The organism is Acidobacteriota bacterium (assembly GCA_026393755.1).
GTDB lineage: Bacteria > Acidobacteriota > Vicinamibacteria > Vicinamibacterales > JAKQTR01 > JBAXOX01.
In genome coordinates this window covers 157,627-183,519 of sequence record JAPKZO010000032.1, presented here as the reverse complement: position 1 = coordinate 183,519, position 25,893 = coordinate 157,627, and the positions used below count along the sequence as shown (strand labels likewise).

The following is a 25,893-nucleotide window of genomic DNA, read 5'->3' as shown; positions in this document are numbered from 1 at the left end:
GCGGTAATGTCCGAAGAAATTGTAAAGATGCCGCCCGATCAGGCGCCGCCAGCCGAGATGGCGATGCCGCCCTTCATCGCGGCTCTACAGGCCGGCCTGCCGGGTGCGGTCGAACAGGTGAGTTTCTGGGTCGGCGATTGGTCGGTCGTCGTGGCTGCCGACCGGCTGCTGGACGTGGCGGCCTTCCTGCGCGATGCGCCCGAGTGCGAGTTCAACTACCTGTCCGATCTGACGGCGAGCGATTGGCCGGCCCGGCCCGGCAAGAGGTTTGATCTGATCCTGAGCTTCTACTCGATCGGGCTGCGGCATCGGCTGCGCGTCAAGGTGCACCTGGCGGATGGCGAATCCGTGCCGTCGGTGACCGGTCTGTGGCCCGCCGCGAACTGGCTGGAGCGCGAGGTGTACGACATGTTCGGCGTGCCGTTTACCGGGCATCCGGATCTCCGGCGGATTCTGATGCCGCTCGACTGGCAGGGGCATCCGCAGCGCAAGGACTACCCGCTAGAGGGACCTGGTGAGCTCCTGATGGAGAACCCGCAGGACTGGTTGAAGGCAAGGCAGACGGCGGTTGAGGCCGACATCGAGTGAGCACCGTGACCATGCAGCGAGAACCCGCCCGCCCGATGTTCGACACCGACGAACTGGTCATCAATATGGGGCCCCAGCACCCCAGCACGCATGGCGTGCTGCGGCTTGTGCTGAAGCTCGACGGCGAGAAGGTCGTCGATTGTGACGCCGTCATCGGCTACCTGCACCGCGGCGTCGAGAAGCTCTGCGAGAACCGGGACTGGACGCAGATTGTCCTGATTACGGACCGGATGGATTACTGCGCGGCGGCGACCAACAACCTTGGCTACGTCGAGACGGTTGAGAAGTTGATGTCGCTCGAGGTGCCGCGCCGGGCGAAGTACATCCGCACGATCCTTTCCGAGCTTCAGCGCGTCGCGAGCCATCTGCTCTGGCTGGGCACGCACGCCGCCGACATCGGCGCGCTGACCGTGCTGCTCTACGGATTGCGGGAACGCGAACTGGTGCTCGACCTGTTCGAGGAGTACTGCGGCGCGCGGCTGACGTACAACTGCATGCGCATCGGCGGCCAGCCGGCCGACGTGCCGGAGGGCTGGGACAAGAAGGTGCTGCGGTTCTGCGAGATCCAGGAGCAGAAGCTGCCCGAGTACGAGCAGTTGCTGACGAGCAACCGGATCTGGATGGAGCGCACCATCAACGTCGGCGTCATTTCGGCGGCCGACGCGATTGCCATCGGGATGTGCGGTCCGCCCCTGCGCGCGTCGGGTGTGGTGCGCGACGTCCGGAAGGACGAGCCGTACGCCGCCTACGCGGAGATGGATTTCGACATTCCCATCGGGGTCAAGGGCGACACGTATGATCGCTACCTGGTCCGCCTCGAGGAGTTCCGCCAGTCGTTGCGGATCATCCGCCAGGCGGTCGAGGGGCTTCCCGAGGGGCCGGTGATGGGCAAGGTGCCGCGCCTGATCAAGCCCCCGGCGGGCGAGACCTATCACGCGATCGAAGCGCCGAAGGGCGAGCTCGGGTACTTCATCGTGAGCGACGGCAAGTCGGTCAGCCCGTACCGGTTCCGGGTCAGGCCGCCGTCGTTCTGCAATCTGCAGGCGCTCCGGCAGCTGGTGAGGGGCCACCTGATTGCCGATGTCGTGGCGCTTATTGGCACCATCGACATCGTGCTTGGCGAGGTGGATCGGTAGGTAATCACGACCCATGACTGAAGCCGTCGTTTTCCCGCTCATCAAGATTGTCATCGTCCTGGCGGCGGTGCTGGCGACGGTGATGTACATCGTCCTACTCGAGCGCAAGGTGCAGGCGTGGGTGCAGGTGCGGCTCGGCCCGATGCGCGTAGGGCCGCACGGCATCCTGCAGCCGCTGGCCGATGTGCTGAAGCTGTTCGTCAAGGAAGACATCACGCCGGTGATGGCCGACAAGTGGGTGTTCACGGCGGCGCCGATCATGGTGCTGGTGCCGGCGCTCATCGCGTTTGCCGTCATCCCGTTCGCGTCGAACGAGATGAAGCTGTTCGGGCTGCCGATTTCTGGCCGCATCGCCGACGTGAACGTCGGCATGCTCTACATCGTCTCGGTGGCCTCGCTCGGGATCTACGGCATCATCCTCGGCGGCTGGTCGTCGAACAGCAAGTATCCGCTGATTGCCAGCCTGCGGGCGTCCGCCCAGCTCATCAGCTACGAGATCGCGGTGACGATGACGCTGGTCACGGTCATCATGCTGGCGGGCACCCTGAGTATGGTGGGGATTGTGGCCGCGCAGGCGAAGGCGGGGATGTGGTTCGCGTTCATGCAGCCGGTCGCGTTCTTCATCTACTGTGTCGGCGGGCTGGCCGAGACCAACCGCGCGCCGTTCGACCTGCCGGAAGCCGAGCAGGAACTGGTGGCCGGCTTCCACACCGAGTATTCCGGGATGCGGTTCGCGTTCTTCTTCCTGGCCGAATACGCGAACATGATCGTGGTGTCGGCGGTGGCGACGACGCTGTTTTTCGGCGGCTGGCTGCAGCCGTTCCCGAACGTGTCGTGGCTGTGGTGGCTCGGGATCGTGCCGGGCTGGATCTGGTTCTGCTTGAAGACGTTCCTCTTCCTGTACGTCTTCCTGTGGGTGCGCGCGACGTACCCGCGCTACCGGTACGACCAGCTGATGCGACTGGGCTGGAAGTGGCTGATTCCGCTGGCCATCCTGAACGTGGTGGTGACCGGCTTCTTGAAGGTGCTGCTGAACCGATAGCGCCCCTCGCGGAGAACTATGGCCGAAGCCGTTGTGTTCTACATCTTCGCCGCGCTGATACTCGGATTCGCCGTGCTCGTCATCACGGCGAAGAGCACCGTGCACAGCGTGCTGTTTCTGGTGGCCGATTTCCTGTGCGTCGCGGCGCTGTACGTGGTGCTGGAGGCTCCGTTCCTGGCCGTCATCCAGGTGATGGTCTACGCCGGCGGCATCGTCGTCCTGTACCTGTTCGTGGTGATGCTGGTGAACCTGAAGCGCCCGCCCGAGCTGCACGTCGATCCGCGCCGGCTCGGCCGGCTGGGCCTGGTGATGGCGCTGGCCGTGTTCGCGGAACTCATGGCGATTGGCGCCTATGGATGGCTCAAGCCGTCGGGCTTCGGGGGAACGCTGGACGCCAAGAACATCGAGCAGGTTGGCCGCGCCCTGTACACCGACTACCTGGTGCCGTTCGAGGTGGCGTCGGTGCTGTTGCTGGTGGCGATGATTGGCGCCATCGTGCTGGCCAAGCGGCAGCAGTAGAGGATCAGATGGTTACGCAGACACATTACCTGGTGCTCTCGGCGGCGCTCTTCATGCTCGGCGTCGTCGGCGTGATGACGCGCCGCAACATCATCATCATTCTCATGTCGATGGAGTTGATGCTCAATGCGGTGAACATCAACCTGATCGCATTCTCGCGGCAACTTGGAGACGTGACCGGGCAGGTCTTCGCCGTGTTCGTCATCTGCGTGGCGGCGGCCGAGGCCGCGGTGGGCCTGGGCATCATCCTCGCGTTCTACCGCAACAAGGAAACCATCAACATCGACGAGATGAACCTGATGCGGTGGTGAGTGGTATGCACCTGATCTGGCTGATTCCTCTGTTGCCCGCGTTTGGCGCCCTCGTCAATGGCGTCGTCGGCGTGCGCTACTTCAGCAAGCGCGCGGCGGGCCTGCTGGCGTGTGCGACGATGGCCGGCGCGCTGGCACTGTCGTTCTACGCCTTCTTCGAATTGCTCACGCTCGGGCCCGAGGCGCGCGAGTACGTCGTGCGCCCGCTGACCTGGATCTCCGCGCTGCCCCTGCAGCTGCGAGACGGCACGATCGGCAGCTTCAGCATTCCCTGGGGATTCCGGCTCGACCCGCTCTCCGCGATGATGATCCTCGTGGTCACCGGGATCGGGTTCCTGATCCACGTCTATTCGGTCGGCTACATGCACGGAGAGTCGAGAGGCGCCTACGCGCGCTTCTTCACATACCTCAACCTCTTCGTGTTCTTCATGCTGATGCTCGTGCTCGGCGACAACTTCGTCGTGATGTTCGTCGGGTGGGAGGGCGTGGGGCTCTGTTCGTACCTCTTGATCGGCTATTACTACGAGAAGAAGAGCGCATCTGACGCCGGTAAGAAAGCCTTTATCGTCAACCGCATCGGAGACTGGGGCTTCATCCTCGGGATATTCCTCATCTTCTCGGTGTTCGGCACGCTGGATTTCCGCGCCGTGGCGAATGCGGCCGGGTCGATGCCCGTCGAGAGCGCCGGGTTTGGCACGCTGTCGCTCATCACGCTGCTCCTGTTTATCGGGGCCACCGGCAAGTCGGCCCAGATTCCGCTGTACGTCTGGTTGCCCGACGCGATGGAAGGCCCGACGCCGGTCTCCGCCCTGATCCACGCGGCGACGATGGTCACGGCCGGCGTGTATATGGTGGGCCGCAACGCCGTGCTCTTCTCGCATTCGCCGGAAACGATGCAGATCGTGGCGATTATCGGCGTGGCCACCGCGTTCATGGCGGCGACCATCGGCCTCGTCCAGAACGACATCAAGCGGGTGCTCGCGTATTCGACCGTGTCGCAGCTCGGCTTCATGTTCCTGGCCATGGGCGTCGGGGCGTACGCGGCCGGCGCGTTCCACCTGATGACGCACGCGTTCTTCAAGGCGCTGCTCTTCCTCTGTTCGGGATCGGTCATCCACGCAATGGCCGGCCAGCAGGACATGCGGCACATGGGCGGGCTGAAGAAGTACCTCCCGGTGACGTACGTGACGATGCTCATCGGCACGCTGGCGATCGCGGGCATCCCGCCGCTCTCCGGGTTCTTCAGCAAGGACGAGATCCTGTTCCGGGCGTACCAGAGCAACAGAATCATCTGGGGCGTCGCGGTGGTCACGGCCCTGATGACGGCGTTCTACATGTATCGCCTGATGTCGATGACGTTCTTCGGGACGTACCGCGGCCCGGCGTTCGAGGAAGCGGGCGGCCATGGACGCACCACCACGGGCCACGGCCCGGTGGCGTCAGCCGGCCATGGGGCGGGCCACGCCGCTGACGACAGCCACGGCGGCGGTGGAACCCACGGTCACGCCGTAGCCGGTCACGGCACTGGTGGACACGGCGAAGGCGGATGGCACGGGCCGCACGAGTCGCCGAAGTCGATGACCATTCCGCTCATGATCCTGGCGGTGGGCGCGCTCCTCGCGGGCTTCGTGGGCGTGCCGGCGGCGCTCAACGGCAACAACGACATCGAGCACTTCCTCGAGCCGAGTTTCGTGGCCCAGGCGGTCGGGGCGGAACACGCGACGGCATCCGCCACGAACGAAGCGAGAACCCTGAGCAAGCCCGCAACCACCGCGGAGCTGGCCGGAACGGCCAGTCACGCCGCGGCCCCCGAAGGGGGCGAAGGCGGATCGAAGGGCGCACCTGCATCCACGGTCGAATCGCATGGTGAAGCGGCTACCGCTGCACATGCTGCAGCAGTCGAGGGTGAAGGCGAGCCGCACATCTCGTGGTGGGGCGAGATGGGCCTGATGGCGGTCTCGGTTCTGATGGGCGTCATCGGCATCATGGTCGCGTATCGCTTCTACGTGCGGGCGCCCGAGATTGCCGACCGGCTGGCCCAACGGTGGGCGGGCGCTCATCGCGTGCTCTCCAACAAGTACTACGTGGACGAGTTCTACGCCGCCACGGCGATTGCCGGCACAATGGCGTCGGCCCGTGGCTTGTGGGTGTTCGACGCGCAGGTGGTCGACGGTGCCGTCAACGGCACGGGCTGGATGACCATGTTGTGGTCGCGGTTCTCGCACGTCATCGATCAGTACGTCGTCGATGGTCTGGTGAACTTCGTCGGGGCCGTGCTGGAAGAGGGGAGCTTCGTGTTCCGCCGCCTCCAGACCGGGCTGATTCAGAACTACGCGCTCGTCATGTTGTTCGGCGTGTTTGCATTTGTGAGCATCTACCTGATGTCGCGGTAGGCGGATGTTGATTCGGGTGACCCTTAATCCAGGACGGCAGCAGTGAACGACGCCAACTCCCATCTTCTCTCGATCATTCTGTTCACCCCGCTTCTCGGGGCTGTGCTGCTGTTGTTCGTGAGCCGGCAGCAGACGAACCTCATCCGGTGGATCGCGAACATCGTCGCGTTCATCGGGTTCGTGGTGTCGCTGCCGCTGTGGTTCGCGTACAACCCGGCTGGCGCGCAGTTCCAGTTCGTCGAGCGGTGCCCCTGGATTCCGTCGATCGGGGCGGAGTACTTCCTGGGCGTGGACGGGTTCAGCGTGCTGCTGATCCTGCTGACGACACTGATGGGCGTCATCGCCATCCTGTCGTCGTGGACGGCCATCACCGAGCGGGTCAAGGAGTACTACATCTTCCTGCTCGTCCTCCAGAGCGGGATGATTGGCGCCTTCATCTCGCTGGACTTCCTGCTGTTCTTCCTGTTCTGGGAAGTGATGCTGGTGCCGATGTACTTCCTGATCGGCATCTGGGGCAGCGATCGGCGGCTCTACTCGGCGATCAAGTTCTTCCTGTACACGCTGGTCGGCAGCGTGGTCATGCTGCTCGGCATTCTGGCGCTCTACTTCCACTATCACGAAGTGACGCAGGTCTGGTCGTTCGACATCACGAAGTATCAAGCGGCGAACATTCCCACCGGCCTGCAGTGGTGGCTGTTCCTGGCATTCTTCCTCGGGTTCTCCATCAAGGTCCCGATGTTCCCGTTCCACACCTGGTTGCCTGATGCGCACACCGACGCGCCAACGGCCGGGTCCGTGATTCTGGCGGCCATCCTCCTGAAGATGGGCACGTACGGCTTCATCCGGTTCAGCCTGCCGATCCTGCCCGACGCATCCCGCACGTTCGTGCCGATGATGGTGACGCTTTCGATCATCGGCATCATCTATGGTGGGCTGGTGGCGATGGCGCAGAAGGACTGGAAGCGGCTGGTCGCGTACTCCAGCGTCAGCCACATGGGCATGGTGACGCTGGGCATGTTCGCGCTCAATCCGGTCGGCATGGCCGGCAGCATTATCCAGCAGCTTAACCACGGCATTTCGACCGGCGCCCTTTTCCTGCTCGTCGGCGTCGTCTACGAACGGCGGCACACGCGCCAGATCTCCGAGTACGGCGGGCTGTCGAAGGTGATGCCCATCTACGCCGCGATCTTCATGATCATGACGATGTCGTCGATCGGGTTGCCGACGCTGAACGGGTTCATCGGCGAGTTCCTGATCCTGGCGGGGGTCTTCATGGTGCCCGGACACGGCATGCTCTGGGCGACGCTGGCGGGAAGCGGCGTTGTGCTGGGCGCGGCGTACATGCTGTGGCTGTATCAGCGGACGATGTTCGGCAAGATCGAGAATCCGAAGAACGAGAAACTGCTGGACCTGAATTTCCGCGAGTTCATGACCTTCGCGCCGCTCATCATTCTGGCCGTGTGGATTGGCATCTATCCGACGCCGTTCCTCGAGAAGATTGACCCGACGGTCAAGACCGTCATCGCAAGGCTGAACTCGGCGTATGCGGCACCCGCGGTGGCGAAGGCGGCGGCGAAGCCGAATGACTGCGGCGAGACACCGGCCGCCAAGCCCGCCAACCCGTTTGTGTCGATGGCGCCGTGCGATGCCGCCGCCGGGACGGCCGCCAAACCGGCCCCGAGCGAGCCCAAGGCTTCAGTCCCGGCCCTGAACGAGTCTGCGAAAGGGTCCGAGTCGAAGGGGGCAACGAAGAAACCGGGGCCGGGCCCCGAGGGGAGCCCGACAGGAGGGCGCGACTGATGCCAGCCTGGTTCTCGACCTCGGATCTCTACTACCTGCTGCCGGAGCTGGTGCTCACCGGCGCCACGCTCGTGCTGCTCGTGGTGAACACGTTCATTCCGCGGCCGCATCAGCGGATCATGTCGTGGCTCGGCATCGCGGCGCTGGCGGCGTCCGGGATCACGCTCGCGTCGGTGGCCGGCGGGCCGCCTGTGAGCCTCGCCCACGGCGTGGTCGCCGTCGACGCGTTCGGCACGTTCTTCAAGGCGATCTTCCTGCTCTCGGCGGCGCTGACGCTGCTGATGTCGGTGCGGTACCTCGACATCGAGGGGACCCGGCACGGCGAGTACGTGTTCATGGTGCTGTGCGCGACGATCGGCATGATGTTCATGGCAGGCGGCACGGACCTGATCACGCTCTTCATCGGCCTCGAGACGATGGCGATCGCGTTCTACATCCTGGCCGGGATGCTCAAGTCCAACCGCCTGTCGAACGAAGCGGCGGTCAAGTACTTCCTCCTGGGCACGTTCTCGCTTGGACTGCTGCTGTACGGGATGTCCCTGCTGTACGGGATGTCTGGCACCACCAACCTGCACGTGCTCGCCATCAAGATCGCCGAGCACGGCCGCGATCCGTGGCTCGTCCTGGCGGTCATCCTCGTGGTCGCCGGCATGGGTTTCAAGATCGCGGCGGTGCCGTTCCATATGTGGGCGCCGGACGTGTACGAGGGCGCGCCGACGCCGATTACCGCCTTCCTCTCGGTCGGATCAAAGGCGGCCTCGTTCGCCATGCTGCTCAGGATCTTCTTCGAAGGCGTCCCATCGATGGCCGACGACTGGAAGATGCTGTTCTACGCCATGGCGATCGTCACGATGACAGTGGGCAACGTCGCCGCGCTGACGCAGACCAACATCAAGCGCATGCTGGCGTACTCGTCGATCGCGCACGCCGGGTACCTGTTGATCGGCGTCGTCGCCGGTACGCCGCGCGGCGTCACGGCGATGATGATCTACCTGGCGGTCTACGCCTTCATGCAGATCGGCGCCTTCGCCGTCGTCATCATGATGCGCCGAGCCGACGCCATCGGCGACGAACTCAAGGATCTGAGCGGCCTGTTTGCGCGGCAGCCGTTCGGCGCCCTGGCCATGCTGATCTTCATGCTGTCGCTGGGGGGCATTCCGCCGACCGCCGGGTTCATGGGCAAGTTCTGGCTGTTCAGCGCGGCCATCGACGCGCAGTACTACTGGCTCGCCGTCATCGGCGTCCTCAACAGCGCCATCTCGCTCTACTACTACCTTCGTATCGTCGTGTTCATGTTCATGAAGGGCGATCCCACCGGCTCTGATCCGAGACCGGCCCCCGCGCTCGCGGCGGTGCTGGTGGTGGCGCTGGCCGCCACGATCATCCTGGGAGTCTACCCGCGGCCGCTCTTTGAGCTGGCCGAGGCGTCGGCCAGGACGCTCGGCGTGGTCGCCGCCACGGCGACGTCGTTCTAGGGCGATTCACGACCGTGCGTCGGCCCGCCCGGGGGGGACGTCGGCCCGGAATCGACGCGCACTCAGCGCGCAAGTCTCCGGAATCACAGATGAGGCGAAGCATGCGGGGCTGGCTTGTACGCGTCGTGGGAGCTACGGCGCTCTCGGCCCTGATTGGACTGGCCGTGCCAACGGCCTGGTGGTATGCCGCCGGTCCACGGGAGCTGGTGCGATCGGTCTCGGAAGGCAACGACTGGCTCTCGACCTCGCCGGCTTGGTTCAAGACCGGCGGATTCTACCCCGTGGAGTACCCCGAGAGCGTGCCGGCGTTCGCGTGGACACGAAGGTCCGCGGTCGTCAGCGTGCGGCGGCTGGATCGCCACGTCGGCTATCGGCTGACGATCGTGGCGAGAGGCGGACCGTCGGCCCCGCTGCCAGTTGAACTGCTGGTCGACGGCGCCAGGCGTCCCATCCCCTTCGACCTGCTCGATCATCGAATGGCGATCGCGGTCGAGATTCCGCCGGCCACGCGCGACACCGCCTCGGTCACGATGACGGCGGCACGAACGTTCGTGCCCGGACCCCAGGACAAGCGGACACTCGGGTTCATCGTCGAGGCGTTCGCGCTCGCGCCCGAGACGGGCCGGTTCCCGCTGCCGACAAGAGCACTCGGGCAGTCGGTCGCGGCCGCGGCATTCTACGGCGCAGGCGCGGCGGTCGCGGGATGCTCGTGGCCGGTGATTGTGGGGGCGGCCGTAGCCACCACGGGCTGGCACGCGTGGCTGCTCGTGCGCGATGCGGCGTTCCTGTGTGACTTCTCGGACGCGTTCGCGCCGCTGGCCGTGTGGGCGCTCGTTGCCGGCGCGGTGATCGGCGCACGGTCTGCCGCCAGGCGGCACGCTCGGACACGCCTCGTACCGACGACCGTCTTCTTGATCGTCGTCATCACCCTCTTGCGGCTCGTCCTGTTCCTGCACCCCAACGCGCCGATCGGCGACAGCATGTTCCAGGCGCACCGCGCCGACTACGTGGCTGCCGGCAACTTCTTCTTTACATCGGTGACGCCACCCCCGTACTTCGAATTCCCGTACGCGCCCGGGATGTTCGTGCTGGCCGTGCCGTTCTGGAAAGCGATTGCCAATCACGTCGGACTGCTGAGGGGCATCGGGCTTGTCGCGGATGCGATCGCGGCCCTGGCGATTCTGTTTGCGGGTCTGCGGATCTGGCGTCTCCCGAGTGCGGCCTGCGCCGCCGCGCTCTTCTATATGCTGGCTCCGGTTGGCGTCCAGACGATGGCGACGGGCAATCTGAGCAACGCATTCGCGCAGAGTGTCGTCTCGGCGGCGGTGCTGTTCGGGGTGTGCCTGGTCGGATCCCGCCCAGCCTGGCTCTGGTCGACCGTGGTGTCGCTCCTGCTGGCAGGTGGCTTCATGTCCCACTTCGGCACGGCGCTCCTCGGCCCGGTACTGGCGGCGGGCGTCGTTGCCGCCTGGTCGTTCGGCACCGGGCGTGACGTGAAGGCGGCGCGCGGCTGGTTTGCCTTCGCGCTGGGGCTCGCGATCGTCGCGTCGTACCTCCTCTACTACCAGCATTTCCAGACCGTGTACGAGACGACCGTCCACCGGATCCTCGCGGGCGAAACCTCGCGGCGATCGATGGTGCCGACCGTGTCACAGCAGGGTGGGCGGGTCGCGACCTTCTTCCGATTCCTGTTGTGGAGCTACTCGTACGCGTTGCTGGCGGCTGCCGCGGCGGGCGTATTCGTCTTCGTTCGAGAGAAGCGGCGCGACGCGCTCACGCTGGCCATGTGGGGCTGGCTGATGGTGTGCGCCGTATTTGCGGTTCTGGGCATAGTCACGCCGCTTGAGGTGCGGGCCACGCTGGCCATGCAGCCGTTTGTCGCACTGGCCGGGGGGCTTGCCATCGCCCGGGGATTCGACTCGCGCCATCTGCCGCTCAGGCTGGCTGCGGGGATCGTATGTCTGGGTGTCGCGTGGGTCGGCGTGGCGACGCTCGTCAATGTGTTCGTCGAATTGCCGCCGGTGATCCTGCCACCCGCCTGAACGTGCCCGGATTCGCGCGGCCCGGACGTGGAGTTCGGCGCTCCGGGGACGAGGAACGGAGCATCTGTGCGACACTTGTTTCTGTCCGGGTCCTGACCGATGACCAATCGTTCGATGAAGAACAGCCGGGAGGCCCTTCGCTCGGCCGGCGCGCTGAGCACGGTCGGGCTGTCGTTCGTGCTTGCGCTGGTCATGGGGTTCTGGATCGGCAACAGGCTGGACGCGTGGTTGCACACGGGACCAGTGCTGACGATCTTAGGTTTCTTCCTGGGCCTGGCTGCAGGCGTTCTCAATGTCTTCCGTACCGTGTCGCAGGCGTTTCCTCCCGGCACGACGCCGCCGGCTCGGGACAGCGCAGACGGGGCGCCGCCGGCGGAGTTGCCGCCAGCGACACCGGTCGATGAGGATGGGCAGCGCGAGCAGTGAGCGTCCCTGCCGACGCAGTCTCCATGGGCAAGTACCGCGAACGCGATGATTCGTTGCGCCGCATCAAACGCGATACGGCCGTGATCTGTGTTGTCGCCATTCTCGGGGCACTGGTCGTTGACCGCGGCCGTCCCGGCCTGGCGTACGGCGTGCTGGCCGGCGCCGGGATGATGGCAATCGGGTACGCGGCGGTCCGGTCGATGGTGGACGCCAGCATCTGGCGGGCGGCCCCTCCGGCCGGAGAGGACAGTGCGCCGCCGCCGAACGCGCGGCGCGCAATCACGCGGGCGACGGTCAGGTTCGTCAGTCGGTACGCCCTCGTCGCGGCGGTAGCGGTTGTTGCGCTCGGTCCGCTGCGCGCCGATCCGATTGGGCTGTTCGTCGGCGTGACCGTTCCAGTCGTTGCCATCGCGATCGAAGCCGTCAGGCTCGTCCGCCAGCCGCAGAAACGATCGTGGTAACCTTAAGCCCGGTCCATTGATGCGCCCCAGAGTCGTCCTCAAATCACGATGGTTCGTCATCGCGGCCATCGTGGCCTGCGAATTCGCGACGTTCGAGATTGCGCTCCGGCTGGCCGGCGGATCCGAGGCCGCGCCCGAATTCCAGCGGCTCTTCATGACGGATCCACGCATTGGCCACCGGCTCCGGCCGGGCGCGCAGACGCGATTTCGCACCTCCGAGTACGAGACCACGATTTCCATCAACGGGCAGGGCGTCCGAGACGCGGAGATCGGGCCGAAGGCGCTCAATGAGCGCCGCATCCTCGTGCTGGGCGATTCGCTCGTCATGGCGGTACAGGTGGAGTCGAGCCAGACCTTCTGCAAGCTGCTCGAGGCTCGACTGAACGCCACGCATTCCGGTGGGGGTCTTCACTACCGCGTCATCAACGCAGGCGTTCAGGGCTATGGACCCGTGGAGAAGTACCTTTTCTACAACTACGTCGCGAGGGCCTTCGACCCTGACGTCGTGCTGATCGGGCTGTACCCGGGCAACGACGTGATGCAGGCCCGGGCGTCCGCCTATCGACTGGCCGGAGTCCCGGCGAGCGAATCGGGGGTTGCGCCGGCTGCAGAGACGATTGGCGTATGGGCGCGCCGCCTCGTGCGGCGGAGCATGGTGCTGCAAATCGTACGGCTTCGCGTGTTGACGCTCGTCGGCCACTTCGGCCGTACCCCCGATGTGTACCCGCCGCTCAGGGCCTATCTGCAGCAGCCGCCGCCGGAAGTCGACGAAGGACTTGGCCTGATTCGCGAGTCCGTGTCCAGGATGACCGCGGTGGCATCCGCGCAACACGCGAAGACCGCGCTCGTCCTCTTTCCGGCGCGCTTCCAGGTTGATGACGATGATTTCCGCTATCAGGAGAAAGGCGTGGCCGAGGCGGGTCAGACGCTGCTGAGGGACGGCGCGACCGAGCGGTTCAAGACGACGCTGTCGGACCTCAAGTTGCCGACGTTGGACACGCTTCCCGCCCTGCGTGAGGCGTCGCGGGGCGGCGATGTCTACTTCACGGACACCGCACACTTCACGCCGCGCGGCCATGAGGCGATCGCGGAAGCGCTCAGGGTCTTTCTTGAATCGGCCGGGCTGGTTCCTTCAGCCGAGGGCGCGCGCTGATGGTCTTCAACTCGGTCCACTTCATCGTCTTCTTCGTGGCGGTCTACGCGCTGTACCGGCACCTGCCGCACCGCGGACAGAACTGGCTGCTGCTGGCCGCGAGCTACTACTTCTACGCGTCATGGGACTGGCGATTCCTGGGGCTGCTGCTCGCATCGACGGTTGTCGACTTCTTCTGCGGGCGCTATATCGCCGCCCGCCAGGTTCCGCGGCAGCGGAAGGCCGCCCTCATCCTGAGCCTGGCCTTCAATCTCTCGATGCTGGGCTTCTTCAAGTACTTCAACTTCTTCGCCGAGAACCTGCACGCGCTCGTCGGCGTCTTCGGGTTCCGGGTGGATTTCTTCACGCTTCGCGTGCTCCTGCCCATCGGGATCTCGTTCTACACGTTCATCACGATGAGTTACGTGATCGACGTGTACCGGCGCACCATCGAGCCCGCACGCGACTTTGTCGAGTTTGGCGTGTTCGTCGCGTACTTTCCGCACCTGGTGGCCGGTCCCATCCTGCGGGCGTCGCTGCTGTTGACCCAGATCTCGAAGCCGCGAATCGTCACGTCGACCCAGGTGGCGGAGGGCCTGTGGCTCATCCTCTACGGGTTCTTCAAGAAGATGTTCGTGGCCGACAATCTGGCTCCGCTCGTCAATGCGACGTTTGCCGGGTCCGCGAACCCGGGCGGACTCGAGGTCGTGCTCGCGGTGCTGGCGTTCGCGTTTCAGATCTACGGCGACTTCTCGGGATACTCCGACATCGCCATCGGCACGTCGAAACTGATGGGGATCGAGCTCAATCTCAACTTCCGCTTCCCGTACTTCGTCAGGACGCCCCAGGAATTCTGGGCCAACTGGCACATGAGTCTGTCCGCCTGGCTGCGCGACTACCTGTTTCTCCCCTTGAGCTATGCGTTTTCCAGGCGTCTTGACGGCGTCAACTGGTTCGGCCTGCGAGACGACGTCTGGATCTACGCGTTCGCCACCATGATCACGATGCTGCTCGGAGGCCTCTGGCATGGCGCGGCGTGGACCTTCGTCCTGTGGGGTGCTTACCAAGGCGTGCTGCTCGTGGCCTTCAAGCTGGCAACAAGCGGACGACGAACGCGGCGGCGCCAAGCGCGCCCGATCCTGACAGGACTGGGTATCGCAGGCATGTTCGGCCTCACCTGCTACGGATGGCTGATCTTCCGTGCGTCCTCGGTGACACAAGTCGTCTCGATGACGCGGGTGATCTTCACTGGCTTCGATCCCAGCGGCGCCGTACTCGCAAAACTGGGATGGCCGCTGCTCGCATATGCGGCGCCGTTGATGGCGCTTCAGGCTGCGGAATGGAAGGCCGACAACCTCGGCGTGGTGTTCCGGTGGCCGGGACCGGTGCGCTGGGTCGTCGTCGGGCTGCTCGTCTACCTGATCGTGCTCTTCGGGAACTTCGAAGGATCGAAGTTCATCTACTTCCAGTTCTAGAGTTTCCGATCCGGCGAACCGGGCGGTTTCTGCACCGGCTGCCCCGGCGTGCCCGGAGGTCGGGGCGCGGGAACGACGGTTCCTGGCAGCCCGGTGCCGAGGCCGGGGAAGGTGGGCGTCAGCGCCGGCTGGGTGGGGCGCTGCGTCTCTGGCGGCGTCATCGTTCCCCCGTACGGATTGAACGGCGGTTGCCCGATGCTCCCAGCGGGCGAGGCCAATGTGGGAGGACGCATGCCTGGCGCCATCGGCAGCCGTCCCGCCCCGCCGCTGCTGTAATCACCGTCGTCTGTCGCCGGGACAAACGTCGGCGGGTTCGCGCCGTAGTCTCCGCCCATCGATTGCGGTGGGTACCCAATCGATGGCGTCGGAGATGCCATCGCCCGCCCACTCGGCGCGGTCTTCGTCGCCAACACCGGCGCCGGGACAGGGTTGATGACGATGCAGCGATAGATGGAGGCATCGGCCGGGGCCACCTCGCGTTTGGCCGCGATGTAGCCGGTGACCTGGCGCAAGATCGTCGCCAGTGCGGCCGACTCAGGTTCGTTGTCGATCTCAAGGGAGGTGACCATGCCAGGCACCCGCTCCCGTGCCACGATCTTCGTGCGGCCTTCCTTTTCCCACACCGCCAGAATGTCGCTGATGAGCGCGTTGTGCGCGACGAGCGTCACCCGCCCGTCTCGAATCGAGAACAACACTTCGCCAGCGCTCGCGGGCAAGGCAGCCGCGAGCACGAGCAAGACGACGAGTCCGTACGTCAGCCGGCGCGAGGATGTCATGGGTGGTGCACCTCTGTGGTTCGAGTATAGCGCCACCGCGGGCCCCGTGCCAGCCGGCCGCCGCCCCGCCGATTGCTGGCACGAGCTTTACTGGCGCGGAAGCATGCGATATCCTTAAACCTTTATATGGAAAGACTCGAACACACTCTCTGGATCGTCCAAGCGGCCAACGCCGTCTTTGGGCCATTGGTGAACGGACTACTGGCCCTGCTGGGGTTTCACGCGCAGAATCCCGCCGAGCCCATCCCGAATTACATCGTGATGGTGTATCTGATCGTGCTCGGAGTGGCGATTCTGGCCCTGGTCATCAAGTCCAGGTTGAGCGTCGAGAACCCAGGCAAGCTCCAGATCGTCTTCGAAGACGTCGTCGGTGGTCTGGCCGGGATGCTCGACGAAATGGTGGGGCCGACAGGCCGCACGTACCTGACCCTGGTGGGCACGATCGGGATCTTCGTCCTGTTCGGCAACCTGATGGGGCTCATTCCCGGGCTCATGGCGCCGACCAGCAGCATCAACGTGACGCTCGGGTGCGCGGTGACGGTCTGGGTGTACTATCACGCCCAGGGCATCAGGGCCCAGGGCATCGTGTCGTACCTCAAGCACTTCGCGGTGCCGCCAGGCGCACACTGGTCGCTGTCGGTCGTCTGGCTGCCCATCGAGATCATCAGCCATTTCTCGAGGGTGCTGTCGCTGTCGCTCCGGCTTTTCGGCAATATCTTCGGCGAGGAACTGGTTATTCTGATTCTGTTCAGCATCGCGCCGTTTGTGGTGCCCTTCCTGATGATGCCTCTGGCCATCATCACAGCCGTGCTCCAGGCCATCATCTTCGTCATGCTGACGATGATCTACCTTGGGGGCGCGGTGGGGGCCGAGCACGGACATGACGAAGCCCATGGACACGAGGCGGCCCACCACGCGGAACGCGTGGCGGCCTGAAGGCGAACCCCTGGTAGCTACTGAGGAGGCTGTGGTTGTGAAGAAGCGATTTGCTCTCGTTCTGCTGTTGTGTGTGGTCGCGTTGGGCGCGGCGAGCCCGCTTTACGCGCAGGAGGCTGGGGCGGCGACCCCGTCCAGAGCCGTTGAGGTGGCGCGCTGGTCAATCATCACCGCGGGATTTGCACTGGCGTTCGCCGCTGCGGTTGGCGCCCTGGCGCAGGGTAAGGGCATCAGTGCGGCCGTCGAGGCGATCGCCCGCAACCCCGCGGCGACCAACGATATCCGCGGCAACCTGATCCTGGGCCTCGTCCTGATCGAGTCTCTCGTGATCTACGTGCTGCTGGTCTCGCTGATTCTGTTCTTCCTGAAGCCGTTCGGCGCCTGAGTTCTGTCGCGACGTTGTCGTTCTGTCTGGCGGCGGGTCGGCGTTGGCCGGCCCGCCCCGTCGGTCGAGACCGAGTCGGTGGTCCCATAGTGCGCCGCTGGTTTACGCTGACGCCGTTTGACGGCCTGCTGCTCCTGATGGTCCTCATCTGGGGCGGGAATTTCAGTCTGGTCAAAGCGGCGCTGGTCGAAATCCCCCCGCAGTCGTTCAACGCGCTCCGCCTCGTTGTCGCGTCGACGCTGTTCCTCGCGGCGATTGTCGCAACAGGGTGGCCGTCGCTGTCCCGGAAGGACTGGCTGCGGGTTGCCTTCTTCGGCTTCGCGGGGCATTTCGTCTACCAGCTCTGCTTCATGGACGGTCTCGCCAGGACCACGGCCTCGAACAGTTCTCTGATCCTCGGGTGTTCGCCGGTTGCCGTCGCCCTTGCCAGTGCACTCGCCGGCCACGAGAAGATCTCGCGCGTCCAGGGTGCGGGCGCCGCGTTGTCCGTGGTCGGCATCTACCTGGTGGTCGGCACCGGAGCCCATTTCGGCGGTGCGTCGCTCGCCGGGGACTTCCTGACGCTCGGTGCGGTTGTGTGCTGGGCGGTCTATACGGTTGGTTCCCGATCACTGCTCGAGAGGTTCTCGCCGCTTATCGTCACCGGGCTGACGATGACCATCGGCACGGTGCTCTATGTTCCGGCTGCGCTCCCGGGGCTGCTTCGGCTGGATATCAGCCGGGTCCCCATCTGGGCATGGGCCGCCGTCGTGTTCTCGTCGGTCCTGGCCCTGAACGTGGCCTATCTGATCTGGTACACGTCCGTGCAGCGGATCGGCAACATCCGGACATCGGTGTATTCAAACGTGACGCCGCTGGTCGCCATGACGGTGGCGGCGATCTTCCTCGGCGAGCCGATTACGATGTCGAATGTCGGAGGCGCCGCAGCGATTCTTGCCGGTGTGATCGTCACCCGCCGGGGGACGCGCCGGCAGGCGGCGTCGGATCCGCCGGCCGAGGAGTAGGGCAGGGGCGTCAGCCGTCAGTATCGGGCCGTCTCGAGAACCGCCTCGAGCACGGCCGCCGCGTTGGGAAGAATAGCCTCTTCGAGATCGGGGCAGTAGGCGACCGGCGTGTCGAGCGACGCGACGCGCCGGACGGGGGCGTCGAGGTGCTGGAAATGATCCTGTCCGATGCGGGCAGCGATCTCGGCGCCGAATCCACACGTGAGCTGTTCTTCGTGCGCGACCACCACGCGGCTGGTCCGCGCGACCCAGGCGCCGATCGTCTCCCAATCGCAGGGCACCAGCGTCCGGAGATCGACCACCGCCACGCTGACACCGTTCTGCTCGGCCTGCTGAGCCGCCAGCAGCGAGCGCTGCACGAGTGCACCCCACGTGAAGACGACCACATCCGATCCGTCGCGTCTGACCGCCGCCCTGCCGAACGGAACCATATGCTCGCGCCCGAGGTACTCGCCCTTGTTGTACGTCTGCCGGTACAGGTGTTTGTGCTCGAGGAACAGCACCGGGTCTTCGCACCGTATTGCGGTGCGAAGCAGGCCGGCCGCGTCCTGCGCGTTCGACGGGTAAACGATGCGGATGCCCGGCGAGTGCGCGAAGATGGCCTCGCCCGATTGGCTGTGGTACGGCGCGCCGCCGCGCAGGTAACCCCCGATCGGCACGCGTACCACCATCGGGCACGACCACGTGTTGCCAGACCGGTAGCGCATCATCGCCATCTCGTCGCGCAGTTGCTGCATCGCCGGCCAGATGTAGTCAAAGAACTGGATTTCGACGACCGGCTTGAGTCCGCGCAGGCTCATTCCCACCGCGCGACCGATGATGTTCGCCTCGGCGAGCGGCGAATTGAATACTCGATCGGCGCCAAAGATCCGCTGGAGGCCGTGCGTCACTTTGAAGACGCCGCCCTTGCCCTGAACTTCTTCGAGGCTGGCCGGTCGACTGCAATCCGCGACGTCTTCGCCGAACACCACGATCCTTGGATTGCGCGTCAGCTCGTCCTTGAGTGTCCGGTTGATCGCCGCCACCATCGTGTCCGGCTTGCCCTCCGGTTCGACTGGCCCTGCAAATATGTCGGACGCCGGGTCCACAGTCGGGGAAAACACCCACAGCGCGGCGGTCTCGCGGGCCGGCTTCGCGGCGGCCAGCGCCCGCTTGGCGGCATCGTTCACTTCGCGCTCCACTTCGCCGTGGATCGCCTCGAGTTCCTGTTCTGACACAATGCCCTGTGTGAGGAGCCGGGCGGCCATCTTTTTCACCGGATCGCGCAGCGCTTCCTGCTCGCGCTCCGCCGGCGTCTTGTACAAGCGCTCATCGTCTGACAGCGAGTGCGAATACGGCCTGATGACCGATGCGTGGACCAGCGCCGGACCGCGGCGCTCGCGGGCGTAGACGACCGCCCGTGACAGCGTCCGGTAGCTTTCAACGAAATCGGTGCCGTCCACGGTTTCGACCAGCAGGTCAGGAAAGGCGCTGACGAGCCGGGAGATGCTGCCTCCCGGCGTCTGAACTTCGACCGGCACCGATATGGCCCAGCCGTTGTCCTCGACGAGATAGACGACCGGGAGGCGCAGCGTGCACGCCGAGTTCAGCGACTCCCAGAATTCGCCTTCACTTGTGGTGCCGTCGCCCACGGATACGTAGGCGACCTCGTCGGACCTGAAGTAGCGTTCGCGGTCGTCGATGCCGGGCAGGGTTCCCAGCAGCAGGCCTGCCTGCGCGCACCCGACGGCGTGGAGGCACTGTGAGCCTGTGGCGCTGCCTTGCGAGACAATATTCAGCCTCGCGCTGCCCCAGTGAGACGGCATCTGGCGGCCCGCTGACGCCGGATCGTCCGCTGCTCCGACCGCCTGCAGGAACATGTCATACGGCGAGACTCCCAGCATCAGACAGAGCGCGCGGTCGCGATAGTACGGGAAGAACCAGTCGTGTGACGGCTTCAGGCACATCCCGGCCGCGACGAGCACGGCCTCGTGCCCCGCGCCGCTGATCTGGAAGAAGATCTGACTCTGGTTCTTGAGCTGGATTTCCTTGTCGTCGACCTTCCGCGACAGGTACATCGTGCGGTACGCCTGGCGCAGCGCCTCGGGGCCGAACGCGGGATCCGCCTGGCCGGGTGCGGCCGCGGCCACCACAGGGGTCGTCGTTTCGATCATTGGTCCTCGCGTGGGAGCCAGCCCGATTCAAAATCCTCGCGGGCTCTCGACGTCGGCGTTGCGGGATTCATTGCGGATGCGGGAATTATACCATCCGGATCCCGGTGCTATAATCGCGCCTCCACGGTGATTGCGCTGCCGCCCGATCCAGACGCCTGCGGGCGGGCGGGCGCGACGGACAGTTCTCGGGAGGAAGGAGCGGCGCGTCCATGGCGCATCCAGGTGTGAAGCACTACCGGTGGGACGAGATTGCGCTCGAGAAGGTCACCGAGATGATCTCTCGCAAGATCGTCACGGGCGAGCGCGAAATGCTGGCCCAGATCTACCTGAAGAAGGGGGCCGTCGTCCCGCGGCACGAACACGAATCCGAGCAGTTGACCTACATTCTGCGAGGCGCGCTGCGGTTCATCATCAACGGCGAGGAGACGATCGTACGAGCCGACGAGGTGCTGCACATTCCGTCGCGGGTCCCGCACGCGGCCGAGGCGATCGAGGAGACCTTCGAAGTGGACGTGTTCAGCCCGATTCGGCAGGACTGGCTGGACAAGACGGATGATTATTTCGGGCGGTAGGCGGCGCGGGCGCCCGTGCCGGCGGGTGGCGGATTCCGAAACGGCTCCTCGAACCAAGAAGAAACAGGCGGGGATGCGGGAACCAAGCAGACGAGGCAACGTTATGGATACTGGGCTCAACGGGAAGATTGCGCTGGTCTGCGCGGCCAGCAAGGGATTGGGCAAGGCGGCGGCGCTGGCGCTCGCCGCGGAAGGCGCGCGCGTTGCCATGTGCGCGCGGCACATGCCGACACTCGAGGCGGCTGCTGCGGAGGTCGCCGGTGCGACCGGTGGCGACGTCTTTGCCGTTGCGGCTGATCTATCGCGCCGCGCGGACGTCGAACGCCTGGTCCAGCAGACCGTCCAGCACTTCGGCGGCCTGGACATTCTCGTGACCAACTCTGGCGGACCGAAGCCCGGGCTGTTCAATGCGCTCTGCGAGGCCGACTGGCGAGAGGCGATCGACGAAGTACTGATGAGCGTCGTGCATCTCTGCCATGCCGCTGTGCCACACATGAAACAACGCGGCGGCGGGCGCATCATCAACGTCACGTCGATCTCGTCGAAACAACCCGTGCCTGGACTCGTCCTGTCGAACGCGCTGCGACCGGCCGTGGCGGGGCTGTCGAAGACGCTGGCCAACGAACTGGCGCGTGATGGCATCCTGGTGAATTGCGTGGCGCCAGGCTACACGCGGACCGACCGCGTGATTGAATTGGCCGAAGCCACCGCGCGGCGCGAAGGCGTGACGGCCGAGGCGGTTGAGCGTCGGGCGGTCTCGAACATTCCGCTCGGCCGTATGGCCGAGCCTGCGGAGTTTGCCAGCGTCGTCGTGTTCCTGGCGTCCGAGCGCGGCAGCTACATCACCGGATCCACGATGCTCGTCGACGGCGGCTACGTCCGGGGCACGCTGTAGGGAGCGACGTCGCGGTCTGACCCCAGCTTCGCTTAGTGCACCCAGCGGTCCGGGCCAGGGCCCCTGTCGGACCGGCGCCCGCCGTCGTGCACCTCGAAGCGCTTTCGCAGCCTGTTCAACCGCCAGCGCAGGAGCTGCGAGCGCACCTGCGATCCCACCGTGCCTCGCCGCCACACCAGGTAGAAATAACCGGCGGCAATCCCGCCGAGATGCGTCGCATGCGCCACGCCCGACTGCGATCCGCTGATCGACGACAGGAACGAAATGACCCCGATGATGAGCACGAACACCTTCGCCGGGATCGGAAACACCATGTAGAGGTAGATCGGGCGATTCGGATAGGTCAGCGCATACGCGAGCAGCAGGCCGTAGATCGCACCTGACGCCCCCACGGTCACCGACACATACAGCGCTTCGGCAAATCCGAACGGCAGCAACGACGCGAGTATCGTCGTAAGGGCGGCGCCGATCCCGGCGACCGCGTAGTACGTCGTGAAGAAGCGCGTGCCCCACAGGCGTTCCAGTTCGACGCCAAACATCCACAGCGCCAGCATGTTGAAGAGCAGATGGAACAGCCCTCCGTGCTGGAACATGTAGGTGACGGGCTGCCAGAACCAGAGGCGTTCGACGACCATCGCCGGGATCAGTCCCAGCGACAGCGTCAACGACGGCGCCATCAGCGTCGCCAGATATCCCGCCACGTTGGCGAGGATCAGCGCCTTGACCGCTGGCGTCAGCCTGCCGGGTCCGAAACTATACGTGGCGTACGGTGAAGAAGGCGGACTCATCTTAGACTCCAACGATACCACCGCCCTGATCCGCGTGACCCGATTTCGAGACAGTCCCACGTGTGGCCGGGCGCGGGTTACGCGTCATGCCCGGAGCCTTGAGGCAGGGGCCATGCGCAGACCGCGCCGGCCAGCGGAACCAGCGCCAGCCACGTCAGTGTGGGTTCAATCCCGAACCGATCCGCCAGGGCTCCAACCACGGGCACGCTGAGGCCGCCGGTGCCCCACGCCACCCCCATCATGAGCGACGACACCGTGGCCGCGCTGACCGGTGCGAGTTGGTGGGCGAAGGTCACATTGACCGGGAGCGTGGAATTCAGAAAGAATCCGCCAACCGCCATCATCACGACAAACCACCCGCCTGACATCGAGGGCGCCAGCGCCAGGAAGGGCACGGCCACCAGCAGCGACGCGCCAATAATCCGCTTCGCTCCGAACCGATCCGAGAGCGGTCCACCAAGGAATCCACCGACGCTTCCCGTAAACAGGTAGACAGAGATCGCCACGCCAGCCATCCCAACCGACCATCCCCGCCGGGTCAACAGCACGGGCATGAACGTCGCGAAGCCCATCGAGGTGAGCGTTCTCAGCACGACGATGGCGTACAGAAAGAACAACGGTCGTGCAAATGGCCGTAGTTGCCGGAATCCACTCGGCCCATGACCACCGAACGGCTTGATCGGCGGCATGCCGGCCAGCACGAAGCCGAGCAGGATCAGTCCGGGGATGGCCAGCCACGGCGTCCATCCCAGTCCGAAACGATCGACGTATGGCGCGAACACCATCGGTCCCAGCGAGTAGCCGATCGATCCGCCCGTAATGTGAATGGCCATGGCCAGCCCTCGCCGACTGCCGCCAAGACGATTGACGACGGCAGCGGCCGTGGGATGGAAAGCCGCGCCGCCCAGTCCGCCGATGACGAGGCAGGCCGCCAGTGTTCCGGGCGACCAGGCGAGGCCTATCAGGCTCAGCACCGCCACCGACAGGAGCGGGCCAGCCACCAGCAGCACGCGCGGATTCCAGCGATCCGCCAGCCGGCCAAACCCCAGTTGCGTGACCGAGGTCGCGAGTTGGTACACCATGACCATCATGCCGGCTGCCGCGAGCGAGAGCCCCAGGCGGGAGATCAGTGCCGGCAGGAGGGGCACATACAGATTGGAGTAGGCGTCGGCGACGAAGTGCGCGCTCGCCATCCGGTAGACGGTTGGATTGAGCGATTCACGTTCGCCCATCCTACGCCGCGCCCCGCAGGCGCTTCAGCCGCCCCACGACCGTGGCCCGCGCCTCGACGAATTCCTCGATATGAATCGCGCGGGCGGCGATATCCAGCACCACGAGGGCTACGCCGATCGACAATCCCACGCGCAGTGCCAGAATCGGCAGCGTATGCAACGGCTGCGCGCTCGCGATCGCCCAATCGGTCCCCCAGGCAGCCAGGCCCATCAGCCCCGAGGCGACGGAGATTTTACCGATGGCCACTGCGACACGACGTCCGTCGAGGCCGCCCAGCCGTCGGCGCAGCACCCAGAGCAGGATGGCCGCGTTGCAGATGGCGCTGATGGCGGTTCCCAGCGCCAGCCCGCGGAAGCTCATCACCCGGACCAGCGCGACGTTGAGGGCCACGTTCAGGAGCACCGCCGCCACCGAAACCATCACGGGCGTTCGGCTGTCCTTCAACGCGTAGAAGGGCGGCACCGCCATCTTGACCGCAGAGTAGCCGATCAGCCCCGGCGCGTAGAAGATCAACGCCGCCGCCGTGTTCGCCGTATCCGCTGACAGGAATTGCCCGCGCTCGTAGATGAGGGCCACAATCGGCGTTGCCAGAGCCATCAGGCCGACCGTGGCTGGCACATTCAACATCAGCATGAGGCGCAGGCCACGCGATACCGTGGCGCGCATGTCGGCCAGATTGTTGCGCGCAGCCTGCCGGCTCAATGTCGGCAGCGAGGCGGTGGCAATCGAGACGCCGAACAGGCCTATCGGCATGTACATCAGCCTGAACGCGTACCCCAGGCAGGACACAGCGCCGGTGCCCTCGCCGGTCGCTAGAATCGTGTTCACCAGCAGGTTGATCTGCACGGCAGCGAGGCCGACCACGCCCGGCCCCATCAGCGCCAGCACCTGTCTGAGGCCGGCATCCCGGATATCGAGCCCCGGGCGATAGCGAAATCCTTCGGCATGCAAGGCCGGCCATTGGACGCCCGCCTGGAGCATGCCGCCGACCAGCACGCCTATCGCCGGAGCGACGATAGTCGGCAGCCCGAGCAGGGGCATCACCGGGACCAGCCCAATCGTGCACAGAATCGACCCGACGTTGAACATCGCCGGGGAGAACGCCGGCACGAAGAACTTGTGCAGCGAGTTCAGCATCCCCATCAGCGCCGCCGCCAGCGCGACCAGCACCAGGAACGGGAACATGATGCGCGTCAGCGTCACCGTCAACTCGAGCTTGCCTGGCACCGCGGCGTACTTCGAAGCAAACGCCGTCGTAATCGGCCAGGCAAAGACCAGGCCGACCACAACCACGGCAAGCGTGGTCAGAACCAGGGCCGTGATCACCATGTTGCCAAGCCGCCAGGCTCGTTCCCGACCTTCGAGAGTCAGCGTGTGCGTGAATGTGGGAACGAACGCGGCGCTCATCGCGCCCTCGGCAAACAGATCGCGGACCAGATTGGGGATGCGGAACGCGACGTTGAAGGCGTCCATGTGGTCGCCCGCGCCGAACAGGAATGCCATCACCGTATCGCGCACCAGGCCCAGAATGCGGCTGGTCATGGTGGCGGCACCAATGACCCCGGCCGACCTGGCAAGCTGGGGAGGGGCGACCTGGGATGGTCCGGGTGAGACTGGCGCGGACGGGTCAGAGGACATCGATGCTGGTCAGCGTAGCACAATCGTCACTACCCAGAGGGATAGCGCTGGTTCGGCTATGCCAGACTCGCGGTGCTCCAGGCCCGGGAACCCCGGGAGTCGGTTTGAGCGGCTGGTGAGGTGAAGGGGCGGGCACTCACCTTGTCGGGAGGCGAGTGCCCGGGAGGAGGACAGGCCGGAGCGATGTCCGTCCTGTCAAACCTTATGACGAGCGACACCCGAGAATAGTTCTGCCGGCTAACCTCCCGCCAGCTTCTTTCTGACCAGATCGTTGACGGTCTTGCCATCGACAGGGTTGCCGGCCAGGGCGGCCATCACGGCCTTCATCAGGCGCCCCATGTCCTTCATGCCGGTCGCCCCGGTGGTGGCGATGGCCGAATCGATGGCGGTCTGGATGTCCTCGGCGCTGACGGGTGGGGGCATGAGCGTCTCCAGCTGCTTCAGTTCGGCGGTTTCCTTGTCCACCAGATCCTGTCGACCGCCCTTCAGAAACTGATCGATCGACTCGCGCCGCTGCTTGATCATCGTGCCGATCACCTGCCGCGCCTCCGCGTCTTCCAGCGCGTGTCCTTTCTCGACTTCCTTGTTGACGAGCGCGGTCTTGAGCATCCGGAAGACCGAGAGCACAACCGAATCATGCGCTTTCATCGCCTGCGTGATGCGAGCATTAACGTCGGTGATCAATGACATGACTGTTGACCTGCCTTTCCTTC

24 protein-coding genes are annotated in these 25,893 nt (G+C 65.1%); 18 read left to right on the top strand and 6 right to left on the bottom strand.

The features are described 5' to 3' along the window. The first annotated feature begins 6 nt into the window (after window positions 1-6). From NTV05_14455 to NTV05_14395, 13 genes are all read left to right on the top strand, one after another. On the top strand, window positions 7-588 hold the full coding sequence (locus NTV05_14455) for an NADH-quinone oxidoreductase subunit C (protein MCX6545599.1): 582 nt from the start codon (window positions 7-9) through the stop codon (window positions 586-588). A gap of 35 nt (window positions 589-623) precedes the next feature. Further along, window positions 624-1,724, top strand: coding sequence for an NADH-quinone oxidoreductase subunit D (locus NTV05_14450; protein MCX6545598.1), 1,101 nt, complete (start codon window positions 624-626; stop codon window positions 1,722-1,724). A gap of 13 nt (window positions 1,725-1,737) precedes the next feature. Beyond that, window positions 1,738-2,766 carry an NADH-quinone oxidoreductase subunit NuoH gene (gene nuoH, locus NTV05_14445; protein ID MCX6545597.1) on the top strand — a complete coding sequence of 343 codons (1,029 nt, stop codon included), beginning with the start codon at window positions 1,738-1,740 and terminating at the stop codon, window positions 2,764-2,766. A gap of 18 nt (window positions 2,767-2,784) precedes the next feature. Then, a complete protein-coding gene (locus tag NTV05_14440) occupies window positions 2,785-3,285 on the top strand; it encodes an NADH-quinone oxidoreductase subunit J (protein ID MCX6545596.1) in 501 nt (166 codons plus the stop codon). A gap of 8 nt (window positions 3,286-3,293) precedes the next feature. Continuing rightward, window positions 3,294-3,596, top strand: coding sequence for an NADH-quinone oxidoreductase subunit NuoK (gene nuoK / locus NTV05_14435; GenBank protein MCX6545595.1), 303 nt, complete (start codon window positions 3,294-3,296; stop codon window positions 3,594-3,596). A 5-nt stretch (window positions 3,597-3,601) separates the two neighbouring features. Continuing rightward, window positions 3,602-5,989 carry an NADH-quinone oxidoreductase subunit L gene (gene nuoL / locus NTV05_14430; GenBank protein ID MCX6545594.1) on the top strand — a complete coding sequence of 796 codons (2,388 nt, stop codon included), beginning with the start codon at window positions 3,602-3,604 and terminating at the stop codon, window positions 5,987-5,989. 42 nt (window positions 5,990-6,031) lie between these two features. Continuing rightward, complete coding sequence (locus NTV05_14425; protein MCX6545593.1) at window positions 6,032-7,789, top strand: NADH-quinone oxidoreductase subunit M; 1,758 nt, start codon at window positions 6,032-6,034, stop codon at window positions 7,787-7,789. Next, window positions 7,789-9,264, top strand: a complete 1,476-nt coding sequence (locus NTV05_14420) for an NADH-quinone oxidoreductase subunit N (GenBank protein MCX6545592.1) — start codon at window positions 7,789-7,791, stop codon at window positions 9,262-9,264. The genes NTV05_14425 and NTV05_14420 overlap by 1 nt, the downstream gene beginning before the upstream one ends. Before the next feature lie 101 nt (window positions 9,265-9,365). Beyond that, window positions 9,366-11,306 (top strand): hypothetical protein, encoded by a 1,941-nt coding sequence (locus NTV05_14415; GenBank protein MCX6545591.1) that lies wholly within the window; start codon window positions 9,366-9,368, stop codon window positions 11,304-11,306. 99 nt (window positions 11,307-11,405) lie between these two features. Next, window positions 11,406-11,732 carry an AtpZ/AtpI family protein gene (locus tag NTV05_14410; GenBank protein MCX6545590.1) on the top strand — a complete coding sequence of 109 codons (327 nt, stop codon included), beginning with the start codon at window positions 11,406-11,408 and terminating at the stop codon, window positions 11,730-11,732. Next, entirely contained in the window at window positions 11,729-12,193 is a 465-nt protein-coding gene (locus NTV05_14405; protein MCX6545589.1) for a hypothetical protein, read from the top strand. The genes NTV05_14410 and NTV05_14405 overlap by 4 nt, the downstream gene beginning before the upstream one ends. A gap of 19 nt (window positions 12,194-12,212) precedes the next feature. After that, window positions 12,213-13,346, top strand: coding sequence for a hypothetical protein (locus NTV05_14400; protein MCX6545588.1), 1,134 nt, complete (start codon window positions 12,213-12,215; stop codon window positions 13,344-13,346). Then, window positions 13,346-14,800: an MBOAT family protein gene (locus NTV05_14395; GenBank protein ID MCX6545587.1), complete on the top strand. Its 1,455-nt coding sequence runs from the start codon at window positions 13,346-13,348 to the stop codon at window positions 14,798-14,800. Before NTV05_14400 ends, NTV05_14395 begins: the two co-directional genes overlap by 1 nt. Here the strand turns inward: NTV05_14395 and NTV05_14390 are convergent. After that, entirely contained in the window at window positions 14,797-15,576 is a 780-nt protein-coding gene (locus NTV05_14390) for a hypothetical protein (GenBank protein ID MCX6545586.1), read from the bottom strand. The two genes, NTV05_14395 and NTV05_14390, sit on opposite strands and share 4 nt — an antisense overlap. 126 nt (window positions 15,577-15,702) lie before the next feature. Here NTV05_14390 and atpB point away from each other — a divergent pair, with 126 nt between their 5' ends. From atpB to NTV05_14375, 3 genes are all read left to right on the top strand, one after another. After that, entirely contained in the window at window positions 15,703-16,512 is an 810-nt protein-coding gene (atpB, locus tag NTV05_14385) for a F0F1 ATP synthase subunit A (protein MCX6545585.1), read from the top strand. Between the two features lie 37 nt (window positions 16,513-16,549). Then, entirely contained in the window at window positions 16,550-16,897 is a 348-nt protein-coding gene (locus tag NTV05_14380) for an ATP synthase F0 subunit C (protein MCX6545584.1), read from the top strand. Between the two features lie 89 nt (window positions 16,898-16,986). Next, a complete protein-coding gene (locus NTV05_14375; protein MCX6545583.1) occupies window positions 16,987-17,901 on the top strand; it encodes a DMT family transporter in 915 nt (304 codons plus the stop codon). 17 nt (window positions 17,902-17,918) lie between these two features. On the opposite strand, the gene NTV05_14370 is transcribed toward NTV05_14375, so the two are convergent. Then, window positions 17,919-20,054 carry a dehydrogenase E1 component subunit alpha/beta gene (locus NTV05_14370; GenBank protein ID MCX6545582.1) on the bottom strand — a complete coding sequence of 712 codons (2,136 nt, stop codon included), beginning with the start codon at window positions 20,052-20,054 and terminating at the stop codon, window positions 17,919-17,921. A gap of 209 nt (window positions 20,055-20,263) precedes the next feature. Here NTV05_14370 and NTV05_14365 point away from each other — a divergent pair, with 209 nt between their 5' ends. Beyond that, entirely contained in the window at window positions 20,264-20,626 is a 363-nt protein-coding gene (locus NTV05_14365; GenBank protein MCX6545581.1) for a cupin domain-containing protein, read from the top strand. A 103-nt stretch (window positions 20,627-20,729) separates the two neighbouring features. Next, window positions 20,730-21,521 (top strand): SDR family oxidoreductase, encoded by a 792-nt coding sequence (locus tag NTV05_14360; protein MCX6545580.1) that lies wholly within the window; start codon window positions 20,730-20,732, stop codon window positions 21,519-21,521. Window positions 21,522-21,553: 32 nt separating this feature from the next. On the opposite strand, the gene NTV05_14355 is transcribed toward NTV05_14360, so the two are convergent. The 4 genes from NTV05_14355 to NTV05_14340 form a co-directional block, all read right to left on the bottom strand. Next, window positions 21,554-22,309, bottom strand: a complete 756-nt coding sequence (locus tag NTV05_14355) for a rhomboid family intramembrane serine protease (protein ID MCX6545579.1) — start codon at window positions 22,307-22,309, stop codon at window positions 21,554-21,556. A 77-nt stretch (window positions 22,310-22,386) separates the two neighbouring features. Continuing rightward, entirely contained in the window at window positions 22,387-23,541 is a 1,155-nt protein-coding gene (locus NTV05_14350; GenBank protein MCX6545578.1) for an MFS transporter, read from the bottom strand. Window position 23,542: 1 nt separating this feature from the next. After that, window positions 23,543-25,180: a murein biosynthesis integral membrane protein MurJ gene (gene murJ / locus NTV05_14345; GenBank protein MCX6545577.1), complete on the bottom strand. Its 1,638-nt coding sequence runs from the start codon at window positions 25,178-25,180 to the stop codon at window positions 23,543-23,545. 237 nt (window positions 25,181-25,417) lie between these two features. Further along, window positions 25,418-25,870 carry a GatB/YqeY domain-containing protein gene (locus tag NTV05_14340; protein MCX6545576.1) on the bottom strand — a complete coding sequence of 151 codons (453 nt, stop codon included), beginning with the start codon at window positions 25,868-25,870 and terminating at the stop codon, window positions 25,418-25,420. Window positions 25,871-25,893: the final 23 nt, after the last annotated feature.

What these genes read in the sequence shown, in the direction of transcription:
- NTV05_14455 (MCX6545599.1), top strand. Translation starts at nt 7, where the DNA reads ATGTCCGAAGAAATTGTAAAGATGCCGCCCGATCAGGCGCCGCCAGCC.
- NTV05_14450 (MCX6545598.1), top strand. Translation starts at nt 624, where the DNA reads ATGTTCGACACCGACGAACTGGTCATCAATATGGGGCCCCAGCACCCC.
- nuoH (MCX6545597.1), top strand. Translation starts at nt 1,738, where the DNA reads ATGACTGAAGCCGTCGTTTTCCCGCTCATCAAGATTGTCATCGTCCTG.
- NTV05_14440 (MCX6545596.1), top strand. Translation starts at nt 2,785, where the DNA reads ATGGCCGAAGCCGTTGTGTTCTACATCTTCGCCGCGCTGATACTCGGA.
- nuoK (MCX6545595.1), top strand. Translation starts at nt 3,294, where the DNA reads ATGGTTACGCAGACACATTACCTGGTGCTCTCGGCGGCGCTCTTCATG.
- nuoL (MCX6545594.1), top strand. Translation starts at nt 3,602, where the DNA reads ATGCACCTGATCTGGCTGATTCCTCTGTTGCCCGCGTTTGGCGCCCTC.
- NTV05_14420 (MCX6545592.1), top strand. Translation starts at nt 7,789, where the DNA reads ATGCCAGCCTGGTTCTCGACCTCGGATCTCTACTACCTGCTGCCGGAG.
- NTV05_14415 (MCX6545591.1), top strand. Translation starts at nt 9,366, where the DNA reads ATGCGGGGCTGGCTTGTACGCGTCGTGGGAGCTACGGCGCTCTCGGCC.
- NTV05_14410 (MCX6545590.1), top strand. Translation starts at nt 11,406, where the DNA reads ATGACCAATCGTTCGATGAAGAACAGCCGGGAGGCCCTTCGCTCGGCC.
- NTV05_14400 (MCX6545588.1), top strand. Translation starts at nt 12,213, where the DNA reads ATGCGCCCCAGAGTCGTCCTCAAATCACGATGGTTCGTCATCGCGGCC.
- NTV05_14395 (MCX6545587.1), top strand. Translation starts at nt 13,346, where the DNA reads ATGGTCTTCAACTCGGTCCACTTCATCGTCTTCTTCGTGGCGGTCTAC.
- NTV05_14390 (MCX6545586.1), bottom strand. Translation starts at nt 15,576, where the DNA reads ATGACATCCTCGCGCCGGCTGACGTACGGACTCGTCGTCTTGCTCGTG.
- atpB (MCX6545585.1), top strand. Translation starts at nt 15,703, where the DNA reads ATGGAAAGACTCGAACACACTCTCTGGATCGTCCAAGCGGCCAACGCC.
- NTV05_14370 (MCX6545582.1), bottom strand. Translation starts at nt 20,054, where the DNA reads ATGATCGAAACGACGACCCCTGTGGTGGCCGCGGCCGCACCCGGCCAG.
- NTV05_14365 (MCX6545581.1), top strand. Translation starts at nt 20,264, where the DNA reads ATGGCGCATCCAGGTGTGAAGCACTACCGGTGGGACGAGATTGCGCTC.
- NTV05_14360 (MCX6545580.1), top strand. Translation starts at nt 20,730, where the DNA reads ATGGATACTGGGCTCAACGGGAAGATTGCGCTGGTCTGCGCGGCCAGC.
- NTV05_14355 (MCX6545579.1), bottom strand. Translation starts at nt 22,309, where the DNA reads ATGAGTCCGCCTTCTTCACCGTACGCCACGTATAGTTTCGGACCCGGC.
- NTV05_14350 (MCX6545578.1), bottom strand. Translation starts at nt 23,541, where the DNA reads ATGGGCGAACGTGAATCGCTCAATCCAACCGTCTACCGGATGGCGAGC.
- murJ (MCX6545577.1), bottom strand. Translation starts at nt 25,180, where the DNA reads ATGTCCTCTGACCCGTCCGCGCCAGTCTCACCCGGACCATCCCAGGTC.
- NTV05_14340 (MCX6545576.1), bottom strand. Translation starts at nt 25,870, where the DNA reads ATGTCATTGATCACCGACGTTAATGCTCGCATCACGCAGGCGATGAAA.